Here is a 21939-nt window from a genome sequence, read left to right on the forward strand (position 1 = left end):
GACGCGGCGCCAAAGGATTGTCCGGGATCACCCAGGCCGGGTCACCGCCGTAGGAGTAGCCGATCACCTGCTCCGGAGAGCCGCCCACCAGATCGATGTCGGTGACCGACATCACCAGCCACTTCGCGTACACCTCACCGGTGTAGTACCACGTCCCGTTGACGATCTCCTGGCTCGTGGTGACGAAGTAGCAGTCCAGCCCGCGGGTCTCCCACCCGTCAGTCGGCGGATACCGCCACGGATTCGGGCACGGGCGGGCCTGGCCGTACTCCACCTCACTACGCCCGCCCAGCCCATTGCCGACCGCGCCGATCCGGGGGAACCGCACCGGATCCAGGTAGATGCTGACGGCGTTGTCCAGGAACGTCGCATCGAACGTGGTCGCCGGCAACGCGATCTGCGTGCCGTTACCACCGGCCAGGCCGACCTGCCGGATCGAATCCAGCCACAAGATCGGATGCTCTTCCAGCACATCGCCGTACAACCACGCGTACGACAACTCCCACCGGGTCACGTCCTCCCACCCAGAACCGCCCCCCCGCCTTCCAGGTCTGGGTGGTGATCGAGGTCAGCTTCTTGCTGGTGGAGAAAGTCGGCGGGGCGAACAGACACGACGACCAGTCACCGTCCTTGCACCACTCCGGCTCATCGGTGATCCCACCCGAGGCCCGGGCAGCGGTCGCGAACACGATCCGCGCACTCGGCGTCGACCCGGCGACGTTGACGTTGTGCCCGTACCGCACCTCACGCACATGCGCGGCCTGGTCGTACTCCGGGGAACACTCATCCCCCCCGCCCAGCGCCGACGTACAGTAGGCGCCGTACTCCACATCGTAGGAATAATCGATCACGTTGCCGTTCGGATCGACCTCCCGGTCCAGCATCCAACGCCAGGTGTCCTCACAGACCCGATCGACCGTCGACTTACCGCTGCCGGGCTTGGGATAATACTGATAACACGGCTCGCCCTCATCGTCGCCGATGAACGACATCGACAACGCGGAGTCCTCGTTGTAGCCGAACCGGTAGACCGTGCCGTCCTGCGTGGTGATCCGCCACCACGACTGCGAGCCGATCGGCTCGATCTTCCACCCGTAATCCTCAACCGTGCGCCACTTACCGCCGGAGTCCTTCACGATGTCGGTGGAACGCCCGTCCACCGACAACGTCAGCTTCGAGGCGGCCGGGTCGGAAGAGTACGGCGAGTGCCACTCACATCACACAGATATCTTTCGTCTAGACGCGACCACGTCACGAAAGTTGCGTGAGCGCCGACACGATCTCGGGGTGCCGCGGGGTGGGTCAGGAGCCGGGGCGGGCCTCCTTGGCCTGGAGTCCTCGGTCGGTGGGCGGGTGGCTGAGGTACTCCTTGCCCGGGACGAGCCGGCCGAGCAGCTCCGAGACCGTCACATAGGTGAAGCCCTTGTGGTCGAGTGCGTCCAGCAGGTGCGGCAGCGCCTGCACCGTGGTCGGGTGGATGTCGTGCATCAGCACGATGTCACCGGGCTTGGCGTCGCCACAGCGTTTGGCCACGATCGCCGCGTTTCGGTCACGCCAGTCGAGCGTGTCGACGGCCCACAGGATCTGCGCCAGCCCCTCCTGCTTGGTCACCGCCGCCACCTCATGGTTGGTCGCACCGTACGGCGGACGCATGACGCTCATCCGCACGCCGGCGACCTGGCGGACGATGTCCTGCGTACGGCCCAGCTCGCGTTTGAGCGCCTCCGGCGAGAGCCCCGCGAGCGACGCGTGATCCCATGAGTGGTTGCCCAGTTCGTGACCCTCGGAGACCATCCGGCGGACGAATTCGCGGGTGCCATCGGTGATCATCTCGCCGAGCATGAAGAACGTGGCGCGGGCGTGATGGGCGGCCAGCGTGTCGAGGACCTTGTCGGTCTGCTCCCCCGGCCCGTCATCGAAGGTGAGGGCGACGCACTTGAGCCTCTCACAGTCGACCTGGCGGGGAGGCGGCGCGACGGGCAGACGGGGGCCGGGCCAGCGAGGCTGGATCCCGGCCAGGCGCATCCGGAGCACTCCGGTGTCGAAGTGGGCGCGGGTGCCGAAGCGGTGGGCGGCCGGGGCACGCATGGGCAGGACCCGAGGGCCGGCCTCGCCACGCTCGGCGCCCCGACCGCACCCGGCGAGTTCGACAGACCCGGCGAGCAGCAACAGCGACAGCAGAACCGGCCCGATCCGCATGTGATCCCCCTTCTCCCACTCCACGTCTCCTATTCGACGGAGAGCAGGCGGGGGTGCGGACGCGCTAGGGATACTCCTCGGCCGGATCCCCCCGCAGAACCCTGGCCAGTTCCTCCCACCAGGGCGGCACGTCCGCCTTCAGTTCGGCGTACCGACGGGCCACCCGGATGGCGCATCCACCAGGATCACTACCCAGGTGGCGGTGTTTCACGGTTCCCTCTCGCCAACGGTAAAGATCTTCGCGGAAGCTCACGACCAGGCCGATCCACACCGAGAGCGTGACGCCGTCACCGATCTCATAGGCCTCGTGGACGCCGAGCGCGGCGAGTTCCACCCGGAGTTTCTCGATCGCGGCGCCCGACTCGCTCAGCGTCACGTGTCCCCCTGCCTGAGCGACGATCTGCCCCAAAAGGTATGTACCCAGTGTTGAACCGATGCAGATGACTCCACTCAGTAATGATGCGACTTCAATCCGTAATCACGCAGGCGTACCGGCGAGTCGTCGACGGGTTCTTCCGCACACCGCCGAGGGCCGCCTCCGGTCGCGCGGAAATGATCAGCCATTACACTTCGTCGCACCATCAATGACCGTTTTGTGGGGAGTTGTTCGTGACGGTGGTGGCGCTGGCGACGGCGAGTGCAGTGATCTTCGGTACGGCCGACTTCTTCGGCGGGCTGGCCACCAGACGCTCACGGGTGTTGGCCGTCGTGGTTCTGTCACAGCTCGGAGGGCTGGCGCTGATCGGGGCGCTGATCCCGTTCCTGTCCGGCTCGCCGAGCGCGCCGGCGCTGATGTGGGGGCTGGCCGCCGGCGTGGTCGGGGGCGCCGCCATCGTGCTGTTCTACCGGGCGCTGGCAGCCGGGATGATGTCGGTGGTCGCGCCGACCACCGCTGCCGCTTCGATGGCACTGCCGGTGATCTTCGGCCTGGTCGCCGGTGATCGGCCCCCGGCCCTGGCGCTCGTCGGCATCGCTGTGGGACTGTTCGCCGTCGTGCTGGTCAGCCGGGAGCCGAACGGCCCCGCCTCGGCATTCAAGATCGGCCCGGTGCTGGCCGCGCTCGCCGCCGGCGCGGGCTTCGGCGCCTTCTTCGTCCTGATCAAACTCGCCCCGGCCGGGACGGGTGGCTGGCCCCTGCTCGCGGCGAGGGCCGCGTCGGTCACGCTGGTCGCGATGCTGGCGCTCGCCGCCCGCAGGAGTCTGCGGCCCCTGCCGGGCAGCCTGCCCGTGACGATCGCCGCCGGGGTCCTCGACATGGCGGCGAACGTGCTCTATCTGCTCGCCGTCCAGCGCGGCATGCTCAGCCTGGTCGCGGTGCTGGCCTCGCTCTACCCGGCGAGCACGCTGCTGCTCGCGCGATACGTACTCGGCGAACGGCTGAGCCCGGTGCAGATCGCCGGCGTCGGCTTCGCACTGGGCTCGATCGCGCTCATCGCCGCTGCCTGAGGCCCCCGGTTCAAGCAGCCCCGTGCTTCAGGCGGCCCCGTGCTTCAGGCAGCCCCGTGCTTCAGGCAGCCCCGTGGTTCAGGCAGCCCCGTGGTTCAGGCGGCCCCGTGGTTCAGGCGGCACAGGGCTCGGGGACGCGTACGACGCCCTCTTCCCGGGCGTAACCCTCGAGCATGCCGCGCAACTGACGCCGGCCGCGGTGCAGCCTGGACATGACCGTGCCGATGGGGGTGCCCATGCGGTCAGCGATCTCCTTGTAGGCGAAGCCCTCGACGTCCGCCAGGTAGACCGCCACCCGGAACTCCTCGGGCAGCGCGCGCAGGGCGTCCATCACGACGGTGTCGGGAAGCTGGTCGAGGGCTTCGGCCTCCGCGGACCGCAGGCCGTTCGACGTGTGGGACTCGGCAGCGGCGAGCTGCCAGTCCTCGATCTCCTCGGCGGCCGAGAGCTTCGGCGATCGCTGCTTCTTGCGATAGTCGTTGATGAAGTTGTTCGTCAGGATCCGGTGCAGCCACGCCTTGAGGTTGGTGCCCTCACGGAACTGGTGATAGGACGTGTAGGCCTTCGCCACGGTCTCCTGAACCAGGTCCTCCGCATCCGCGGGATTCCGGGTGAGGCGCATGGCTGACGCATAGAGCTGGCTGGTGACCGGCACGACCTCGCGCTCGAACCAGGCCTGTCGCTGATCGTCCGTCAAGATCATCTCATCCCCCTACAGACTTCTCCCCCGTTACCCGTCCGGCAGGAACCCATGCGAAAGATGCGCGTCCATCGTCATACCTGGGCCCTGATCGACAGCGCACCCCGCGGCATCATCCCAAGTGGGCCGTAAGCAGAGCGTTAATCGTGGTTTCTGTTGATTCGGAATGCCTACGGCATTGGCACACCGCGGTCAGGTCACGCGATAGCCGGACAAGTCTCATTATCATAACACTAATGGCTCAATCGCGAGTAAAATGTGGCAGACGTCACGCCAGTAGAGTGACCGCCATGGAATACGTGGACCGGCACGATCCGGCCACCCGGGCGTGGGTGGCCGAGGCCATCCAGGCCGTGGAGGCCGACGCCAACCGCAGTTGCGACACTCACATGCATGTCTTCCCACTCCCTACGCGCTGGGGGATCGACCTCTACCTGAAAGACGAGTCGGTACACCCGACCGGTTCACTCAAGCACCGCCTCGCCCGGTCCCTCTTCCTGTACGGCCTGGCCAACGGCTGGATCGGCCCCCAGACGACGATCATCGAAGCGTCCAGCGGCTCCACGGCGGTCAGCGAGGCGTACTTCGCCCGTCTGCTCGGCCTGCCGTTCATCGCGGTGATCCCGGCGACCACGTCCCCGGAGAAACGGGAGATCATCGAGTTCTACGGCGGCAAGTGCCACCTGGTGGCCGATCCGGGTGCGATCTACGCGGAGTCCCACCGGCTCGCCGCCGAGACCGGCGGCCACTACATGGACCAGTTCACCTACGCCGAGCGCGCGACCGACTGGCGGGGCAACAACAACATCGCCGAGAGCATCTTCCAGCAGATGACCCTGGAACGGCACCCGGAGCCGCTGTGGATCGTGGTGGGCGCGGGCACCGGCGGCACCTCGGCGACGATCGGCCGCTACATCCGCTATCGCCGGCATCAGACGCGGCTGTGCGTGGCCGACCCCGAGGGCTCGGTGTTCTATCCGTCCTGGGTCTCCGGCGGAGAGCACGCCGGAAACGGGTCACGGATCGAGGGCATCGGGCGCCCCCGGGTGGAGCCGTCGTTCCTGCCCACGGTCATCGACCGGATGACCCGGGTGCCCGACGCGCTGTCGATCGCCGCCATGCACTGGGTCAGGGAGGTCACCCGCCGCGACGTCGGCGGATCGACCGGCACGAACATCGCGGCGGCCGTGCAGGTCATCAGGGAGATGCGGGAGAAGGGCGAGCGCGGCAGCGTCGTCACGTTGATCTGCGACGGTGGCGAGCGCTACCGGGACACCTACGGGGATCCCCGGTGGCTCGCCGAGAAGGGGATCGACATCGCTCCCCATCTCACCGAACTCCGGAAATTCCTTACGGCCCATTAGGCAGCGGACTCGAGGACGGCGCGGCGCAGTGGAGATCGGGACACGGCCACCGACAGCAGCAGCCAGATGACGCCCGAGACGGCCAGGATCACGTACATGTCATGCAGTGCGTACTCCAACGCGCCGGTGACGATCGACGCGAGGGGAATGGAGGCGAAGCCGAGCATCCGCGCGCTGCCGAGGACCCGGCCGAGCAGCCGCTCGGGGATGAGCCGCTGCCTGAGGGTGAGCGCGGACACGCCGAGCACCCCCGCCGCGGCGAACTGCACCAGCCAGGCCGCCCCGATCGCCACCGGGCCGCGCGCCGGGATCAGGCACAGCACGGCCAGGCCGCCCACGGCCATCGCCCAGATCATGAGCGGGCCCGGTGGAAAGCGCCTGAGCAGACGACCGACCAGCGCCGCGCCGAGCACCGCGCCGACGCCCTGCATGCCGTACACCACGCCGATCTCGGTCGGCGTGAACCGGTGGTATTCGGTGAGGTAGAAGATGAGGTTGGCCAGGGCCAGCCAGATCGCGAAGTTGCCCGCCATGGAGAGCAGGGCGCTGGACAGGACGATCCGGTTCTCCCGGAACAGGTAGCGCAGGCCCTCCCGGATGTCCGCGAACACCGATCGCCCGACGGCGACGGCACGGCTGACGGCCGGGACCGCGCTCCTGCGGCCGATGAGCAGGATCAGGAGCGCGGACACCAGGAACGTCCCGGCGTCCAGGAAGATCGCCGTCTGGTAGCCCAGCGCCGTCACGACGGCCGCGCCGATGACCGGGCCCACCGCGCTGAGCGTCCAGTCGCCCATGTGGACCCGCGCGTTCGCCGTCGCCAGACGCTCCGGCGGCACCAGCGCGGGCAGGATGCTCTGGAAGGCCGGCTGATAGAGCGGATCGACGCACGCAAGCAGGAAGGTGAGCACGAAGATCAGCCAGATCGGCTGCGCGCCCGCCATCACGAACAGGGCCAGGGCGCAGGCGATCACCCCGGCGGCCAGGTCCCCCGCGATCAGCACCCGCCTGCGGTCGAACCGGTCGGCGATCACTCCGCCGAACATCGCGAGCAGCAGGTAGGGGAGGTACTCCAGCGCGTACAGCCCGCCGGTGGCCAGGGCGGAGTCGGTCAGGTGCAGCACCAGCAGGGGAAGGGTCAGCCGATACATCCAGTTGCCGACCGACGAGGTGAGATAGGCCGCGAGCAGCAGCCAGTACCGGTGGACGGGGTAGGTCTTTCCCTCCGGCGCCGGTTGACCGACCGGCCTCGCCGGGGTCTCCTCCCGCACCTCTCAGCTCCCCGCGTCCAATGCGCGCCGTACGTCCTCGTCGTCGGGCGCCAGCTCCAGCGCCTGGAGCAGGTCGGCCCTGGCCTGCTCCTGCCTGCCCAGCGCCCGCAACGCGACGGCCCGGTTGAACAGCGCTGTGAACAGCTGCGCGGCGTCCTCGGCGTCCTCCCCGAGCTCGACCGCCCGGGTCAGGTCGGCCACCGCCCCTTCGAGGTCGCCCGTCTCGAAGGCGAGAACGCCCCGGGCGGCCCAGGCGGACGCGAGTCCGGAGTCACGGTCGACGGCCGCGTCGAGCGCCTTGCGCGCCTCCGCGTGCCTGCTCTCGGCCGTCGCCACCTGCCCCAGCACGCACAGCAGGTGGGCGTTGCCCGGTTCCAGGGCCAGACCCCGTTCCGCGTCGTCACGAGCCCTGCCGTACTCCCCGGCGCCCGCCAGCAGACCGGCCCGGTTGACATAGGCGACCGTGAACCCGGGATCGAGCTCCAGCGCGTAGTCCAGGTCGGCCAGGGCTCCCTCGTGGTCCCCGGCGGCGAACCGGATCTCCGCCCGGTTGTAGTACGGCTCGGGGAAGGGCGGGCTCACCCGCATCGCGGTCTCGTAGTCGGCGACCGCGTCGTCGTGCCTGCCCAGACGGCACAGCAGGTTGCCGCGGTCGATGTAGTAGTCGGGGTACCGCGGGTCCGCCTCGATCGCGGCGGTCAGGTCCGGTAGCGCCTCGTCCGGCCGGCCGAGCATCGCGGTCAGCTGGGCCCGGTTGGCCCGCAGGACCAGCCGGTGGATCGGATGCTCGCCGGGGTCCAGATCGCGTTCCGCCAGCTCGATGGCCTCCTCGACGAGCCGGTACGCCTCGGTGAGCCGGCCGCGGCGGCTCACCACCAGGGCCTTGCCGTTCAGGTCGAATCCCAGGTGGAAGGCGCGCACCCGGCGGTCGGGCAGCAGCGAGGTGAGCGCCACCGCCTCGTTGATCCAGGCCAGCGCCTCGTCGGCGTCCCGCCGGGCGGGGTCGTGGTGGCGCACCAGCAGCATCGCCGTGGCGTACGCCGCGGTCGCCCGGTCCTTGGCGTCGACGATCTCCCGGCGGGCCAGGTCGAACAGCGCGCGGGCCGCGTCCTCCCGCTCGGTGGCGCCCAGCGCGGACGCCGTGCTGTGCAGAATCCGCCACCAGGCGTCGGGGTCGGCCTCCCGCTCGATGATCCGCAACGCCCGTTCGCCGAGCTCGACGACGGCATGGTGGAAGCCCTCGACCAGGCACCGCTCCACCGCGTACCCGAACGCGTCGATCGTCGCCCGCGGGTCTCCGGCCTGCTCGCGGTGGTAGGGGATGGCCCCCAGTCGCGGCGCGACGAGCCCGGTCGCGGCCAGGGCGTCGGCCCTTTCCCGGTGCCGGCGTGCCCGTTCCTCGGAGGTCATCCGTTCGTACGGCTCGCGCACCGCCGGCACGTCACAGCTGCCGTCCAGCTCGACGTAGTCCCCTACAAGCCCGGCGTCCCCGACAAGCCCGGCGTCCCCATCGGGCCCGGCATCCTCCACGAGCGCGGCGTGTCGTTCCAGGGCGGCCGCCAGATCAGGGTCGGGGTCGGCCGCGCAGATCACGAGCGTGAGCAGGGCGGGGTCCAGGCGGCGGAGCAGCACGGTGAGCAGTTCGCGGTCGGTGTGGTCGGCCTGGTCGACCTGCTCCACAACGAGTGCGCGCGGCCCATCCGATCCCGCTGATCCCGCCTGATCGCGCAGATGGTCGCGGAGGAACTCGGCGAGACCGTTGGCGATCCGCAGCGTGCGGCGCGGCCCGGGCACCAGGATGCGCTGCGACCTGGGCAGGCCGGCCGAGATCGACTGCCGCCGGGCGGGGACCCTGTCGCACAGGTCGGGCGCGGCCGTACGGATCTCGATGTCGTGTGCGGCCACCAGGTCGGGCCGGCGCTCCAGCGCGCCGGGCACCAGCGCGTGCAGCAGGACGCCCGCGGCGGTGTACGGCCCGCACCGCCGTCGATGGGCGTCGATCGGGGGCACCAGGAGCCCCTGCGACGGCGCCTCCCCCGACCATCGCGCTCCGCGGACCCACAGATGGCGCACGCGATCTCCCCTCTCCGAATCAGTCCAGAACGCGAACGAAGCCGGTGCCCCGGGTTGGGTGAACCCTGCAGGGCGCCGGCTTCGGCGTTGATCAGACCAGGTGCCGAGGGCTGGCCGCGGCGGAGAGCTTGACCGTTCCAGGCTTGTGAACAACGATCTTCTTCATGTCGATCCCTCCCGATCATGTGTCAAACGAGGGAAATATCAACATAAACCAGATCGCTTAACAAGGCTTCACTGGAGATTGTCCGGAATCGGACGGATTCCGGCGCGATCAATCCCCCACAATGGCATCGACGAAAACCTCCGGATCGAAGGGCGCCAGATCATCGGGGCCCTCGCCCAGGCCGACCAGCTTGACCGGAACCCCGAGCTCGCGCTGCACCGAGATCACGATCCCGCCCTTGGCGGTGCCGTCCAGCTTGGTCAGCGCGATGCCGGTGACGTTGACCACCTCGGCGAACACCTGGGCCTGGCGCATGCCGTTCTGCCCGGTCGTCGCGTCGAGGACCAGCAGCACCTCGTCCACCGTGGCCTTCTTCTCGATGACCCGCTTGACCTTGCCCAGCTCGTCCATCAGCCCGGTCTTCGTGTGCAGACGGCCGGCCGTGTCGACGATCACGGTGTCCGCCTTGTCCTCGATGCCCCTGGCCACCGCGTCGAACGCCACCGACGCCGGGTCGCCGCCCTCGGGGCCGCGTACGGTCGCGGCGCCCACCCGGTCGCCCCAGGTCTGCAGCTGATCGGTCGCCGCCGCCCGGAACGTGTCGGCCGCGCCGAGCACGACCTTCTTGCCGTCGCCGACCAGCACCCGGGCCAGCTTGCCCGACGTGGTGGTCTTGCCGGTGCCGTTGACGCCCACGACCAGGACGACGGCCGGCCGCTCGCCGTGCGGCTCCGTGCCCAGGGTCCGGTCGAGCTCCGGGGAGACCTGCGTGAGCAGCTCCTCCCGAAGCAGCTTGCGCACCTCGGCCGGGGTGCGCGTGCCGAGCACCTTCACCTTCGTCCGCAGGTCCTCCACCATCGCGCGGGTGGTGGACACGCCGATGTCGGCGGTGATCAGGGTCTCCTCGATCTCGTCCCACGCGTCGTCGTCGAGGCGGTCCCGGGACAGCAGGTCGAGCAGGCCCCGGCCGAGCATGTTCTGCGATCGGGCCAACCGGCTGCGCAGCCGTACCATCCGGCCGGCCGACGGCAGCGGGATCTCGATCTCCGGAGCCTTGAGCAGCTCCTCGACGGGAGCGACCGGCGGAGGAGGCAGCGTCGTCGTCGCGCCGCCCTCTTCTTCGCTCGGGCCCGCCTTCGCCGGTTCCTCAAGCGTGGGCGCGGGCGGCTCCGGCGGCGCCTCCACGGGCGGGAGGCCCCTGCCTTTCGGCCGGAGCAGCAGGAACAGGCTCCCCACCGCCAGGACGGCGATGGAGATCACCATCACGATTATGCCTACGTATGCGTCCACACCATGCAGTTTCCCAGATCAACCGCGATGCTCCCGTCACCGCACCCGTGACGCGCCCGGGGGTGCCCGGGACAGTCAGTCCCGCAGCCGCTGGCTGACCACCTGGGTGACGCCGTCACCCCGCATCGACACGCCGTACAACGCGTCGGCGATCTCCATCGTGCGCTTCTGGTGGGTGATCACGATGAGTTGGGAGCTCTGCCGCAGCTCCTCGAAAAGGGTCAGCAGGCGCTGGGTGTTGGTGTCGTCCAGGGCCGCCTCGACCTCGTCCATCACATAGAACGGCGACGGGCGTGCCTTGAAGATGGAGATGAGGAAGGCCACCGCCGTCAGCGACCGCTCCCCGCCCGACAGCAGGGACAGCCGCTTGACCTTCTTGCCGGGCGGCCGGGCCTCCACCTCCACCCCCGTGGTGAGCATGTCGCTCGGGTCGGTCAGCATGAGCCGCCCCTCACCGCCGGGGAACACCCGCTGGAAGATCTGCGCGAACTCCCGCGCCACGTCCTCGTAGGCCGCGGCGAACACCTGCTCGACCCGCTCGTCGACCTCCTTCACGACGAGCAGGAGGTCCTTGCGTGTCTTCTTGAGGTCTTCCAGCTGGGAGGTGAGGAACGCGTGCCGCTCCTCCAACGCGGCGAACTCCTCGAGAGCGAGCGGGTTGACCTTGCCGAGCTGGGCCATCTGCCGCTCGGCCACCCTGGCCCGCTTCTCCTGCTCCTCCCGGACGTACGGAACCGGCGGCTCGCCCGGCACCGGGGCCTCCGGGCCGTACTCCGCGATCAGCGGCTCGAGTTCGAGGCCGAACTCCTCCATCGCCCGCTGCTCCATCTGCTCGAGCCGCAGCCGCCGCTCGGTCCTGGCCATCTCGCTGCCGTGCACCCGGTTGACCAGGGCGTCCAGCTCGGCGCCGAGCTCGCGCACGCGCAGCCGTACCGCCTTGAGCTCGGCGTCGATCTCCCCACGCGCCCGCTCCGCCTCGTCGCGCTCCTGCTCAGCGGCGGCCAGAGAGCCCTCGATGGCGCGCAGCGCGGCCCGGGCCCCCTCGACCACGGTGGCGGCGGTCTGCGCCTGCGCCCGGCGGCGTGCCCGCTCGGCCGCCGCCTTCGCGCGGTCCTCACGTTCCCGCCTGGCGGCGCGCAGCAGCCCGTCCACGCGCCCGGCGATGCCCCTGACCCGCTCCTCGGCGGTGCGGACGGCGAGCCTGACCTCCATCTCGGCCTGCCGGGTGACCCCGCAGGCCGCTGCCAGCTCGTCCCGGGCATCGGTGGTCGGCTCGGCCTCCAACTCGGCCGCGTACTCCGCCTCCGCGAGCCGTTCCTCCAGCTCCACGACACCCGCCTGGGCGGTCTCCCCGGCCTCCTCGGCGTCCTGTACGGCTCTGGCCAGCCGGGCGGCCTCGTCCTGGGCGGCCTTGACGGCGGCCTCCAGACGGGCGAGGTGCTTGGCCGCCTCGGCCGCCCTCCTGTCGGCGTCCCGCTGTCTGCCGCGCAGCCCGTCGAGCACGGCCTGGGCGGCGTTCAATCCGTTCTGGGCGCTGTTGACGGCGTTCTGGGCGGCGCTCACGCCGCTGCTCGCCTCGGTGACCCGGGCCTGGGCCGCCTCGACGGCGAGCCGGCACTCCTCCTCCGCGGCCGTCGCCTCGGCCAGCGCCTCGGCGTGCCGCTCGGCGGCCGCTCGCGCGGTGGCCGACTCGGCGGCGGCCTCGTCCAGCGCCCGGCGCATCTGCAGTGCGGAGCTCTCCCCCGCCGCGCCGCCGCGCGCCGCGTGGACGCCGAGCACGTCGCCCGCCCGGGTGACCGCCCGCAGATCCGGCCGCAGATCAACGACCTTGCCCGCCGTGAGCAGGTCGGGGACGACGACCACGTCCGCCAGGAGCGCCTCGACCGACGGACGGAGTTCCTCGGACACCTTCACCAGGTCGGCCGCCCATGCGGCGTCCGCCACCGGTGGTTCGGCGGCCTGCCGCACGCCCCCCTCCGTCTGCTCGACCGACTCGGGGCCGGCCGCGATGAGGAGAGCGCAGCGGCCACCGCCGCAGTCACGCAACTGCTCCACCGCTGCCACGGCGGCCGTCAGCGAGGCCACGGCCACGCCGTCGACCGCGAGCACCGCGGCGACGGCCGCCTCCGCTCCGGGCTCCACGTTCAGCAGGGCGGCGATCGGGCCGAGAACTCCGGGCAGCCCCGCGCCGAGCAGCGCGGCCGCCCCGTCGGCGCCTCCGGCGAGGCTCATCTCCAGCGCCTCGCACCGCGCCTGCAGCGCGGCCATCGTACGCTGCGACTCCTGGTCGGCGGCGCGAGCCGTGGTGACAGCCGATCCGGCGGCGGCCAGCGCCTCACGCGGCGCCGTCAGGGCGGCGCGCGCCTCATCCACCACGGCCTCCGCCTGCACGCCCACGGCCCGGGCCTCCTCCACGGCGGCACGGGCGAGGTCGACGCCCTCCTGGGCGGCCGCCAGCTCGGCGACCAGCTCGGGGTCGGCGACCGGTTCGCTCAGCTCCTGCGCGTCGTGCTCGACCCGCGCACGCTCGGCCCGCTGCCGAGCCTCGTCGAGAGCCTTGGTGAGCCGCCCGACCTCCTCACCGGCGGCACGGGCACGGCTGCGTGCCGACTCGACCTGGCCGCGTAGCCGGGCGAGGGCCTCGCGCCGGTCGGCGGCGGCCCGCGCGGCGGCGGCCAGGCGCCGCTCCTCCGCGGCCAGCGCCTCCTCGGCCTCGGCCCGGACCTCCACGGCCGCTGCCAGGCGCTCGCGCGCCTCTTCCAGCTCCTCTGACAGCGTCCGCTCCTGCTCGCGGACCTCGGCCGCCTCCCGCTCCAGGTCCTCCGGGTCGCGCCCCCGGCGCTCGATCGAGGCGGCGTCCGCGGCGTGCCGCTGCCGTTCCGCGGCGAGGCCTTCGACGCCGCGCAGCCGCTCCCGCAGGGCCGACAGGCGGTAGAAGGTCTCCTGCGCCGCCTTCAGGCGCGGCTGGGCCTCGTTCTCCGCGGCCTCCAGCTCGGCCTCCCGCCGCTGCCCTTCCGTGAGATCGTTCTCGACCCGGGATCGCCGCGCCTGTACGGCCGCCTCGTCGGCCTCCTCCCGCCGCAGCGTGTCGCGGAGAGTCACCACGTCGTCGGCGAGCAGGCGCAGCCGTGCGTCCCTCAGGTCGGCCTGGATCACCGCGGCCTTCCTGGCGATCTCAGCCTGACGGCCCAGCGGCTTGAGCTGGCGGCGCAACTCGGTGACGAGGTCCTGGACGCGGGTCAGGTTCGCCTGCATCGCGTCGAGCTTGCGGAGCGCCTTCTCCTTGCGCTTGCGGTGCTTCAGGACGCCCGCCGCCTCCTCGATGAACGCGCGGCGCTCATCGGGGCCGGCGTGCAGCACCTGGTCGAGCTGGCCCTGCCCGACGATCACGTGCATCTCGCGGCCGATGCCGGAGTCCGACAGCAGTTCCTGGATGTCGAGGAGGCGGCAGGTGTCGCCGTTGATGGCGTACTCACTCTGGCCGGACCGGAACATCAGCCGGCTGATCGTCACCTCGGTGTAGTCGATGGGGAGCGCGCCGTCGGTGTTGTCGATGGTCAACGTGACCTCGGCCCGGCCGAGCGGCGGCCGGCTCGAGGTGCCGGCGAAGATGACGTCCTCCATCTTGCCGCCGCGCAGCGACTTGGCGCTGTGCTCGCCCATCACCCAGGCGAGGGCGTCGACGACGTTGGACTTGCCTGATCCGTTGGGGCCGACGACGCAGGTGATGCCGGGCTCGAACCTCAGGGTGGTCGCGGAGGCGAAGGACTTGAAGCCGCGCAGGGTCAGGGTCTTCAGGTACACCTGTCGCCCCCTCCCCGCGCCCACGCGTTCTGGGGAAGACTATCGCTCTGGCGACTTCGAAACGTCGCATACGCTCAGCGAACGGTGTCTCCGAGTCGTGTCTCGCCCGGACGTTCTGAGCGCGAAATCGGTGACGATCCGTACGAACTCCGAAGGAAGTACGGGCGGAGCGGTGCGGAAAGTATGGCGAAAGCGAGAGGAAGCGAGTCCGGAAATGGCAAGGGACGCCTTTGCGGGGCGTCCCTACAATCCGTTTTCCAATCCCCTGCCGGTCCTCAGGTGAGAACCGGCTCGCGATCCTGCAGCCGGGCCAGGGCTTCGTCGCGAGCTTGCGCCGCGAGCGCGTCGTTCTGCGCCTGGAGCCGGGTGAGTTCTGCCTCCAGATCACGGACGCGCTGCTGGAGACGGCGCATTTCCGAGATCATCCGAGGGTCAGGACCGCCGACGTGGCCGAGTAGAGCCTTCGCCATAGTAAAGGGTCCTCCACGCTGAGTGACCAGACTGGTTCGCGCACTTCTATACCGCGGGAGGGGTGCGCGTGGTTCCTCTCAAGAGTCGCACCGGCAATGGAGGCGGTCAAGTTGAACGCTCCACACAGACGGCCGGTAGGCACTCTCGACAGGTAAATATACCCGATTTGGTGGGTTTGGGGGAAGGCCTACCTCTCTACAAACCCGGCCATACTTCCCTTAGCGTCGCTCCATCGCTCAACTACCCCCTCCACCTGGCCGGGCGTGTCGCCGCCGCGTAACGCCTCGAGAAGCTTGACGCACGATTCCCGGGGGCCTTCGGCCACGACCTCGACTCTCCCGTCGGCGAGGTTCGCGGCCCACCCGGACAGGCCGAGTTCGAGCGCCCGGGACCGGGTCCACCAACGGAACCCGACACCCTGCACCCGTCCCCGGACCCATGCGGTCAGCCGAATCACGCTTACCAGTATCCAAAACCGCCCCGTGCGCCGCACGCCGGGGTCCGTCTGACCATAAAAGAGCAGGTGGAGCACCCGGCTGTTGCTACGGATGAGCATTCCTGGGACGTGGCTGACATTTCGGACAGCTATAGGAGGACCTGTTCATGAACGGCTCCCGCCTGATCGGCGTCCCGCAGCGGGGACAGGGGCGGTCCCGCCTGCCGTACACGGCGAGCGACCGGTCGAAGTAGCCGCTCTCCCCGTTGACGTTGACGTACAGGCTGTCGAACGACGTGCCGCCCTGCTCCAGCGCCTCGGCCATCACCTCGCGGACCGCCGCCAGCAGTTCGGCGATCTTCGTTGTGGTCAGCGTCTCGGTCGGCCTCGCCCAGTGCAGCCGCGCCCGCCACAGCGCCTCGTCCGCGTAGATGTTGCCCACCCCGCTGATCAGCGACTGGTCCAGCAGCGCCCGCTTGATCTCAGTGCGGCGCGGCATGCCGGTACGGCGCAACCGCAGCCTGGTGGCGAACTCCTCGTCGTCGAACACGTCCTCCAACGGGTCCGCCGCGATGTGCGCGATCGGCTCGGGTACCGGGCGCGGCAGCCGTACGGCCAAGGGCGCGACCAGCAGATGGCCGAACGTGCGCTGGTCGACGAAGCGCAGTTCCGGGCCGCCGTCCGTGAAGGTCAGCCGCACCCTCAGGTGCTTCTCCGTGGGCGTGAGGGGATCCACGACGAGGAGCTGGCCGCTCATGCCCAGGTGGGCGATGAGCGCCTCACCCGCAGCGACCTCACCCGCACCGACCTCGCGGCCCAGTCCGTCCAGGCCGTCCAGGCCGGCGGTGATGTCCTCACTGTCGAGCAGAGGCAGCCACAGGTACTTGCCGCGGCGCTCGACGGAGGCGGCGGTCCGGCCCTTGAGCCGGTCGGGCAGGCTGCCGGCGTTCCTGCGGACGGCTCGCGGGTGCAGGACCTCCGCCGACGCGATCGTCCGGCCGACGACCCAGCGTTCCAGCCCACGCCGGACGACCTCGACCTCGGGCAGTTCAGGCATCCGTCAGCTCAGCTCAGTCCAGCTCAGCTCTGCCCGAGCTCCGCGGCTTCGCGGGCGTCGCGCAGCGCGCGGATCGCGGTCCAGGCCGCCTCGGCGGCCTGCTGCTCGGCCTCCTTCTTGCTGCGCCCGGCACCCGCGCCGTACTCCTGACCGCCGACGCGGACCGTCGCCACGAACGACTTGGCGTGATCGGGGCCGCTCTCGTCGACGTGGTACTCGGGCACCCCGAGCGCCTCAGCCGCGGTCAGCTCCTGCAGGGACGTCTTCCAGTCGAGCCCGGCGCCGAGCGAGGCCGACCGCTTGATCAGCGCGTCGAAGAGCAGGTGGACGACGCGGAACGCCTCGTCCAAGCCCTTGTCGACGTAGACCGTGCCGATCAGCGCCTCCAGCGTGTCGGCCAGGATCGACGACTTGTCGCGCCCGCCCGTGCCCTCCTCGCCACGGCCGAGCCGCAGATACTTGCCCAGGTCGAGGGTCCTCGCGACGTCCGCCAGCGCCCGCATGTTGACGACCGCCGCACGCAACTTGGCGAGCTGCCCCTCGGGCAGATCGGGATGGTTGCGAAACAGCGTGTCCGTTACGACCAGGCCCAGGACCGAGTCACCCAGGAACTCCAGGCGCTCGTTCGTGGGCAGGCCGCCGTTCTCGTACGCGTAGGAGCGGTGCGTCAGCGCCCGCTCCAGAATGTCCGTGCTGAGCCGGACGCCGAGCACCTGCTCCAGATCGTCTCTGGCGATCTCCACCGCCACCGGCTTACTACTCGATGCCGCACCCATCGGTTTCCTCCCAACTCGTCCCATGGCAGGGCCCGGTCGAGCACGGGAGGCAGATGGATCGTCGGGAAAGCCCGAAGGCGTGGTGGACGCCGGGCCACCGGTTCACCGGGGCCCCGGCGTCCACCACGACCGCGGGCACGTGCCGAGAATCTCCTGCGTCCGGCCGCCAACCGCGTGCGCGTATCGAAGCCCTCATCAGGGCTACCGGCCCTGATGGCAAGGTAACGCCGACCGGGTCGTTTGACGATCCGGTCGGCGCCCCCTGTACGCCTGTATGTGTATAAGCCGACGGTCGATCAGGCCGACGGCTCGATCACCTGGCGGCGGTTGTAGGTGCCGCAGGTCTCGCACGCCGTGTGCGGGCGCCTGGGCGAGCGGCACTGGGGGCAGCTCACGAGCGCGACAGCGACGGCCTTCCACTGAGACCTGCGGTGGCGGGTGTTGCTCCGCGACATCTTCCGCTTGGGGACGGCCACGTCAACCCTCCTGATCGTCTTCGTTGTCCATTTCCAAACCCTGCAGCGCCGCCCAGCGTGAGTCGATCTTCTCGTGTCGGTGGTCCGGGCCGGCCTCGGCCAGCCTGATCCCGCACTCCGCACAGAGCCCGAGGCAGGCATCCCCGCACACCGGGCTCAGCGGCAGCGCGAGCACCACCGCGTCACGGAATACCGGCTCGAGATCGAGCAACTCGCCGTCGAGGAACAGATCGTCCTCGCCACCCGCGTCTCCACCGGGAAACGCGGGATCCGCCGAGTAGAAGTAGAGCTCCTGGAAGTCGACCTCGATTTCCGAGGCCAACGGCTCCAGGCAACGCGAGCATTCTCCGCTGAGCTGAGCCCGCGCCGTGCCCGTGACGAGCACGCCCTCCATCACCGCCTCGAGCCGGAGGTCCAGCTCGACGTCGGCGTCCTTGGGAACGCCGATCATTCCGACCGCGAGATCCGCCGGTGCCGGGAGCGTCAGGTTCAACCTGCGCATGGACCCCGGTCGGCGTCCCAGGTCGTGAGTTGAGATCACCCAAGGGGCCCGGGGATCGAGGTTGTGCGCGGACATCCTGCTCTCGTTAGGCATGGCGAATCACCGCCGTCGTGCAAGGCTGAGAAGCAAGAATACCAGCCCCAGTCCTCGATCCGGCACCGCTCAGCTTCTCAGCCGTTCCATGAGCTGCTCACGCACGAGTTCCGGGACCAGGCCGGACACGTCCCCGCCATAGCGCGCGATCTCCTTCAGCCGGCTTGAGGACAGGAAGGAGTACTCGGGGTTGGTGGACATGAACAGCGTCTCGACGCCGGACATCCGGTAGTTGAGCTGAGCCATCTGCAACTCGTAGTCGAAGTCGCTGACCGCGCGCAGGCCCTTCACAATGGTCGGGATCTCCTGTCGGCGGCAGAAGTCGACCAGCAGACCGTGGAACTTCTCCACCCGGACGTTCCCGTACTCCTTGGTCACCGCCTCGATCATCCTGATGCGTTCCTCGACGTCGAACAGCCCCCGCTTCTCGACGTTGACCCCGACAGCCACGACAACCTCGTCGTACAGCCGCGACGTGCGGCCGATGATGTCCAGATGTCCGTTCGTTACGGGGTCGAACGACCCCGGGCAGACGACGCGACGCAAGGCGCACCCCCAGATTTACGGGTTCCCGGCTGCGCGACCGTACCAAACGGCCGCTTCGCCGTATCGACGGACCCTGTCTTCCTCGAACCCCTGCGGCCACACCAGGCCCCTACCCCTGGACTCCCGTTCCACCGCGACCAGTGCGCCATCCGCCAGCCAGCCGTTGTCCCGCAGCGCCTCGAGCACCCTGACGACGGCGTCGTCGGCGACCGAGTAGGGCGGATCGGCGAAGACGAAGTCGTACGGCTCCTCACACGGCCGGCTCACCACCCGCTCGGCCTTCTCCTGCCGGAGCACGGCGCCCGGCAGCCCCAGCGACGCGATGTTCTCCTTGATCGTCCGTACGGCCCTCGCCTCCGGCTCCACGAGCAGCGCGTGCGCCGCGCCCCTGCTGAGGCTCTCCAGGCCCACCGCCCCCGATCCGGCGTACAGGTCGAGAACCCTGGCCCCCTCGAGCGAGCCGAGCACCGAGCCCACCGTGGCGAACAACGCCTCCCTCGTCCGGTCGCTCGTCGGCCGCGTCCCCCGTCCCGGGGGCACGGCGAGTCGGCGGCCTCCTGCGATCCCTGCGATCACCCGCGTCACCCGTTCATTGTCCCGCCATCCGGCACCGGACGCGCGGTGAGTCAAGAGTGGGCAAGCGGCGGCGAGGAATGGGTAAGAGCGGTATCGCGCCGCCTCCCTCGTCCGCATGATGAGTTCTGCGGCCTTCAACGTGACCCAGGGGAAGGCCGGCCGACGTGATCGTGAGCCCTTCCGCACGTCGGCGCCCTCGGCACCTGACCCGGGGGTGGGCCCAGCCGGGGACGGCATTCGGGGGGAGGCCGTCCCAAGGCTGGGCCCTGGGTCATTTTTGAGGTATGTCACGTTTTTTCGAGGAACTCCGCCTGCTCGCCGGCGACCAGCGCGTCGAGTTCGGCCCGCAGGACGGAAGATGCGGCCAGCTCGGGATCGGCGCCCAGCACCGCGACGGCCTCGGCCCGCGCCGTCTCGATCACGTCCTCGTCCTCCAGGAGCCGCAGCATCTTCAACGAGGACTTGCGACCGGACTGCGCCACCCCGAGAACGTCGCCCTCCCGCCGCTGCTCCAGGTCCACCCGGGACAGCTCGAAGCCGTCCAGCGTCGCCGCCACCGCGTCGAGCCGCCTGCGCGCCTGGGTGGCCTCCGGCGCCTCGGTGACCAGCAGGCACAGGCCGGGCAGCCCGCCCCGGCCCACCCGTCCCCGGAGCTGATGGAGCTGGCTGACGCCGAACCGGTCGGCATCCATGATCACCATGGCCGACGAGTTGGGCACGTCGACGCCGACCTCGATGACCGTGGTCGCGACCAGCACATCCACCTCCCCCCGCGCGAAGGCTCCCATCACCGCGTCCTTGTCCTCCGGGGTGAGCTTGCCGTGCAGCGCCTCGACCCGCAGCCCCTGAAGCGGGCCCTGCGAGAGCAGCTCCGCCACGTCGAGCACGGCGAGCGGCGGCCGGCGCTCCCCCTCGCCCCCCTCGTCGTCCTTGGCGAGGTCGCCCTCGTCGCCCTCCTGGTCGCCGATCCTGGGGCACACCACGTACGCCTGCCGGCCCAGGCCGACCTCCTCCCGCACCCGTTCCCAGGCCCGGTCGAGGAAGTGCGGCTTCTCGGCCGCCGGGACGACGTGCGTCGTGATCGGGGCGCGGCCCGCCGGGAGCTGCGCCAGCGTGGACACCTCCAGGTCACCGAACACGGTCATGGCCACCGTGCGCGGGATCGGCGTGGCGGTCATGACGAGGACGTGGGGCCGCCCGCCCCCGCCCTTCTCGCGCAGCGCGTCACGCTGCTCGACCCCGAACCTGTGCTGCTCGTCGACCACCACCAGGCCGAGGTCGGCGAACTGCACGTGCTCCTGCAGCAGGGCATGGGTGCCGATGACGATCCCGGCCGCCCCGGAGGCCGCCTCGAGCAACGCGCTCCTGCGCGCGGCGGCGCCCATCGAACCGGTGAGCAGGGCCACCCCCGTCCCGCCGAACATGCCGCCGGTGCCGAGGTCGCCGAGCATCTTCCTGATCGACCGGTGATGCTGCTGGGCCAGCACCTCGGTCGGGGCGAGCAGCACGGCCTGGCCGCCGGAGTCGGCCACCTGGAGCATGGCGCGCAGCGCCACCACGGTCTTGCCCGCGCCGACCTCGCCCTGCAGCAGCCGGTGCATGGGATGGTCCTCGGCCAGGTCGGCGGCGATCTCCGCACCGACCTGCCGCTGCCCCTCGGTGAGCTGGAACGGCAGCCTCCGGTCGAACTCGCTCAGCAGCCCGTCGTCCCGTCCGGGACGGGGCCGGGCCGGGGAGGCCGAGGCGGCCATCCTCCGCCGCACCAGTGCGGCCTGGAGCAGGAACGCCTCGTCGAACTTGAGCCGCCGTCTCGCCTGGGCGATCTCCTCCGGATCCCTCGGCCGGTGGATCTGGCGCAGCGCCGCCTCCAGGGTGGACAGCCCGTGCCGCCGCCGCATCTCTTCCGGGATCGGGTCGTCGAGGCTGAGCACGTCGAGCACGGTGCGCACGGCTCGGGCGATCTTCCAGCTGGCCAGGCCGTGCGCTGAGGGATAGATCGGCACCGGTACGTTCGCGAACTCCTCGGCGGTCGCGTCCGTCTCGTCGAACGACTCGTACTCGGGATGGGTGAGCGACACCCGCCTGGTCCGCGAGGTGCGGAAGACGTTGACCTTGCCGGAGAACATCGCCTCGGTGCCCGGCCTCAGCCGCTGCTCCGCCGCGTGCGCCCCCTTGCCGAAGAAGGCGAGGTGCAGCTTGTCCCTGCCGTCGGTCACCTCGACGTCCAGCCAGGTGCCCTGCCGGTTCTTCATGGGACGGCGCATCGCCGCCGACACCCGCGCGACGACGGTCGCGTGGTCGTCGTGCTCAAGCGAGGAGATCGGCGTCAGCTCGCCGCGCCGCGCGTAGCGCCTCGGATAGTGCCGCAGCAACTCGCCCACCGTGGAGATGCCCAGCGCGGCCTCCAGCGGGGACGCCGTACGGCCCAGCGCCCGCTTGAGCGGCTCATCGAAGCTCGTCACGCCACCAATTTCTACCCCGGCTCCCCGACATTCCGGCGCACCGCGTCCGCTTCCCGGTGCTCGTGCACGCCGTCGTCTCCGATGCGCTAGCGTGGGCAGGTACGAGATTTCGGGTTCGCCGGGCCACTCTGTTTGGCGTGTACCTCCGGGCATCGGATATTCTTGTGCGGCCAGCCGGTTGTTCCCGGCATTGCTCGGACGAGCCGTTGCAGCGGCGCCGGGCCGATCGAC

General features: G+C 70.2%; 20 protein-coding genes. 2 read left to right on the top strand and 18 right to left on the bottom strand.

What is annotated here, in order from left to right:
- From ACFHYQ_RS09110 to ACFHYQ_RS09125, 4 genes are all read right to left on the bottom strand, one after another.
- On the bottom strand, window positions 1–451 hold a 451-nt coding region (locus tag ACFHYQ_RS09110; RefSeq protein WP_394300666.1), incomplete at its 3' end, for a hypothetical protein.
- Window positions 408–1160, bottom strand: a complete 753-nt coding sequence (locus tag ACFHYQ_RS09115) for a SpvB/TcaC N-terminal domain-containing protein (RefSeq protein ID WP_394300667.1) — start codon at window positions 1158–1160, stop codon at window positions 408–410. The genes ACFHYQ_RS09115 and ACFHYQ_RS09110, both read right to left, overlap by 44 nt.
- Window positions 1161–1302: 142 nt before the next feature.
- Complete coding sequence (locus ACFHYQ_RS09120) at window positions 1303–2223, bottom strand: polysaccharide deacetylase family protein (RefSeq protein WP_394300668.1); 921 nt, start codon at window positions 2221–2223, stop codon at window positions 1303–1305.
- Between the two features lie 40 nt (window positions 2224–2263).
- Entirely contained in the window at window positions 2264–2575 is a 312-nt protein-coding gene (locus ACFHYQ_RS09125; RefSeq protein ID WP_394300669.1) for a hypothetical protein, read from the bottom strand.
- Window positions 2576–2808: 233 nt separating this feature from the next.
- Here ACFHYQ_RS09125 and ACFHYQ_RS09130 point away from each other — a divergent pair, with 233 nt between their 5' ends.
- A complete protein-coding gene (locus tag ACFHYQ_RS09130) occupies window positions 2809–3645 on the top strand; it encodes an EamA family transporter (protein ID WP_394300670.1) in 837 nt (278 codons plus the stop codon).
- 112 nt (window positions 3646–3757) lie between these two features.
- Here ACFHYQ_RS09130 and ACFHYQ_RS09135 read toward each other — a convergent pair whose 3' ends face one another.
- Window positions 3758–4348, bottom strand: coding sequence for a sigma-70 family RNA polymerase sigma factor (locus ACFHYQ_RS09135; protein WP_394300671.1), 591 nt, complete (start codon window positions 4346–4348; stop codon window positions 3758–3760).
- 287 nt (window positions 4349–4635) lie between these two features.
- Between ACFHYQ_RS09135 and ACFHYQ_RS09140 the strand changes: the two genes are divergently transcribed.
- Window positions 4636–5709: a PLP-dependent cysteine synthase family protein gene (locus ACFHYQ_RS09140; RefSeq protein ID WP_394300672.1), complete on the top strand. Its 1074-nt coding sequence runs from the start codon at window positions 4636–4638 to the stop codon at window positions 5707–5709.
- Here the strand turns inward: ACFHYQ_RS09140 and ACFHYQ_RS09145 are convergent.
- The 13 genes from ACFHYQ_RS09145 to recG form a co-directional block, all read right to left on the bottom strand.
- Window positions 5706–6980: an MFS transporter gene (locus ACFHYQ_RS09145; RefSeq protein ID WP_394300673.1), complete on the bottom strand. Its 1275-nt coding sequence runs from the start codon at window positions 6978–6980 to the stop codon at window positions 5706–5708. The two genes, ACFHYQ_RS09140 and ACFHYQ_RS09145, sit on opposite strands and share 4 nt — an antisense overlap.
- Window positions 6981–6983: 3 nt before the next feature.
- Window positions 6984–9053, bottom strand: coding sequence for a tetratricopeptide repeat protein (locus ACFHYQ_RS09150; protein WP_394300674.1), 2070 nt, complete (start codon window positions 9051–9053; stop codon window positions 6984–6986).
- Window positions 9054–9327: 274 nt separating this feature from the next.
- Window positions 9328–10482, bottom strand: coding sequence for a signal recognition particle-docking protein FtsY (gene ftsY / locus ACFHYQ_RS09155; protein WP_394300862.1), 1155 nt, complete (start codon window positions 10480–10482; stop codon window positions 9328–9330).
- A 102-nt stretch (window positions 10483–10584) separates the two neighbouring features.
- Window positions 10585–14313, bottom strand: coding sequence for a chromosome segregation protein SMC (smc, locus tag ACFHYQ_RS09160; protein ID WP_394300675.1), 3729 nt, complete (start codon window positions 14311–14313; stop codon window positions 10585–10587).
- Window positions 14314–14588: 275 nt separating this feature from the next.
- On the bottom strand, window positions 14589–14783 hold the full coding sequence (locus ACFHYQ_RS09165) for a hypothetical protein (protein WP_083501994.1): 195 nt from the start codon (window positions 14781–14783) through the stop codon (window positions 14589–14591).
- 188 nt (window positions 14784–14971) lie between these two features.
- On the bottom strand, window positions 14972–15241 hold the full coding sequence (locus tag ACFHYQ_RS09170; protein ID WP_394300863.1) for an acylphosphatase: 270 nt from the start codon (window positions 15239–15241) through the stop codon (window positions 14972–14974).
- Window positions 15242–15326: 85 nt separating this feature from the next.
- Window positions 15327–16277, bottom strand: coding sequence for a bifunctional DNA-formamidopyrimidine glycosylase/DNA-(apurinic or apyrimidinic site) lyase (gene mutM / locus ACFHYQ_RS09175; protein ID WP_394300676.1), 951 nt, complete (start codon window positions 16275–16277; stop codon window positions 15327–15329).
- A 23-nt stretch (window positions 16278–16300) separates the two neighbouring features.
- Complete coding sequence (gene rnc, locus ACFHYQ_RS09180) at window positions 16301–17053, bottom strand: ribonuclease III (RefSeq protein WP_394300677.1); 753 nt, start codon at window positions 17051–17053, stop codon at window positions 16301–16303.
- A 296-nt stretch (window positions 17054–17349) separates the two neighbouring features.
- Window positions 17350–17529: a 50S ribosomal protein L32 gene (rpmF, locus tag ACFHYQ_RS09185; RefSeq protein WP_394300678.1), complete on the bottom strand. Its 180-nt coding sequence runs from the start codon at window positions 17527–17529 to the stop codon at window positions 17350–17352.
- A 1-nt stretch (window position 17530) separates the two neighbouring features.
- Complete coding sequence (locus ACFHYQ_RS09190) at window positions 17531–18106, bottom strand: YceD family protein (RefSeq protein WP_394300679.1); 576 nt, start codon at window positions 18104–18106, stop codon at window positions 17531–17533.
- 87 nt (window positions 18107–18193) lie between these two features.
- Complete coding sequence (coaD, locus tag ACFHYQ_RS09195) at window positions 18194–18670, bottom strand: pantetheine-phosphate adenylyltransferase (RefSeq protein WP_394300680.1); 477 nt, start codon at window positions 18668–18670, stop codon at window positions 18194–18196.
- Window positions 18671–18685: 15 nt separating this feature from the next.
- Window positions 18686–19255: a 16S rRNA (guanine(966)-N(2))-methyltransferase RsmD gene (rsmD, locus tag ACFHYQ_RS09200; protein ID WP_394300681.1), complete on the bottom strand. Its 570-nt coding sequence runs from the start codon at window positions 19253–19255 to the stop codon at window positions 18686–18688.
- A gap of 278 nt (window positions 19256–19533) precedes the next feature.
- The gene (recG, locus tag ACFHYQ_RS09205) at window positions 19534–21708 is read right to left on the bottom strand and encodes an ATP-dependent DNA helicase RecG (protein ID WP_394300682.1); all 2175 of its coding nucleotides are present in this window, start codon (window positions 21706–21708) and stop codon (window positions 19534–19536) included.
- Window positions 21709–21939 lie beyond the last annotated feature (231 nt).

The organism is Sphaerimonospora cavernae (assembly GCF_042435035.1).
Classification (GTDB): domain Bacteria; phylum Actinomycetota; class Actinomycetes; order Streptosporangiales; family Streptosporangiaceae; genus Sphaerimonospora; species Sphaerimonospora cavernae.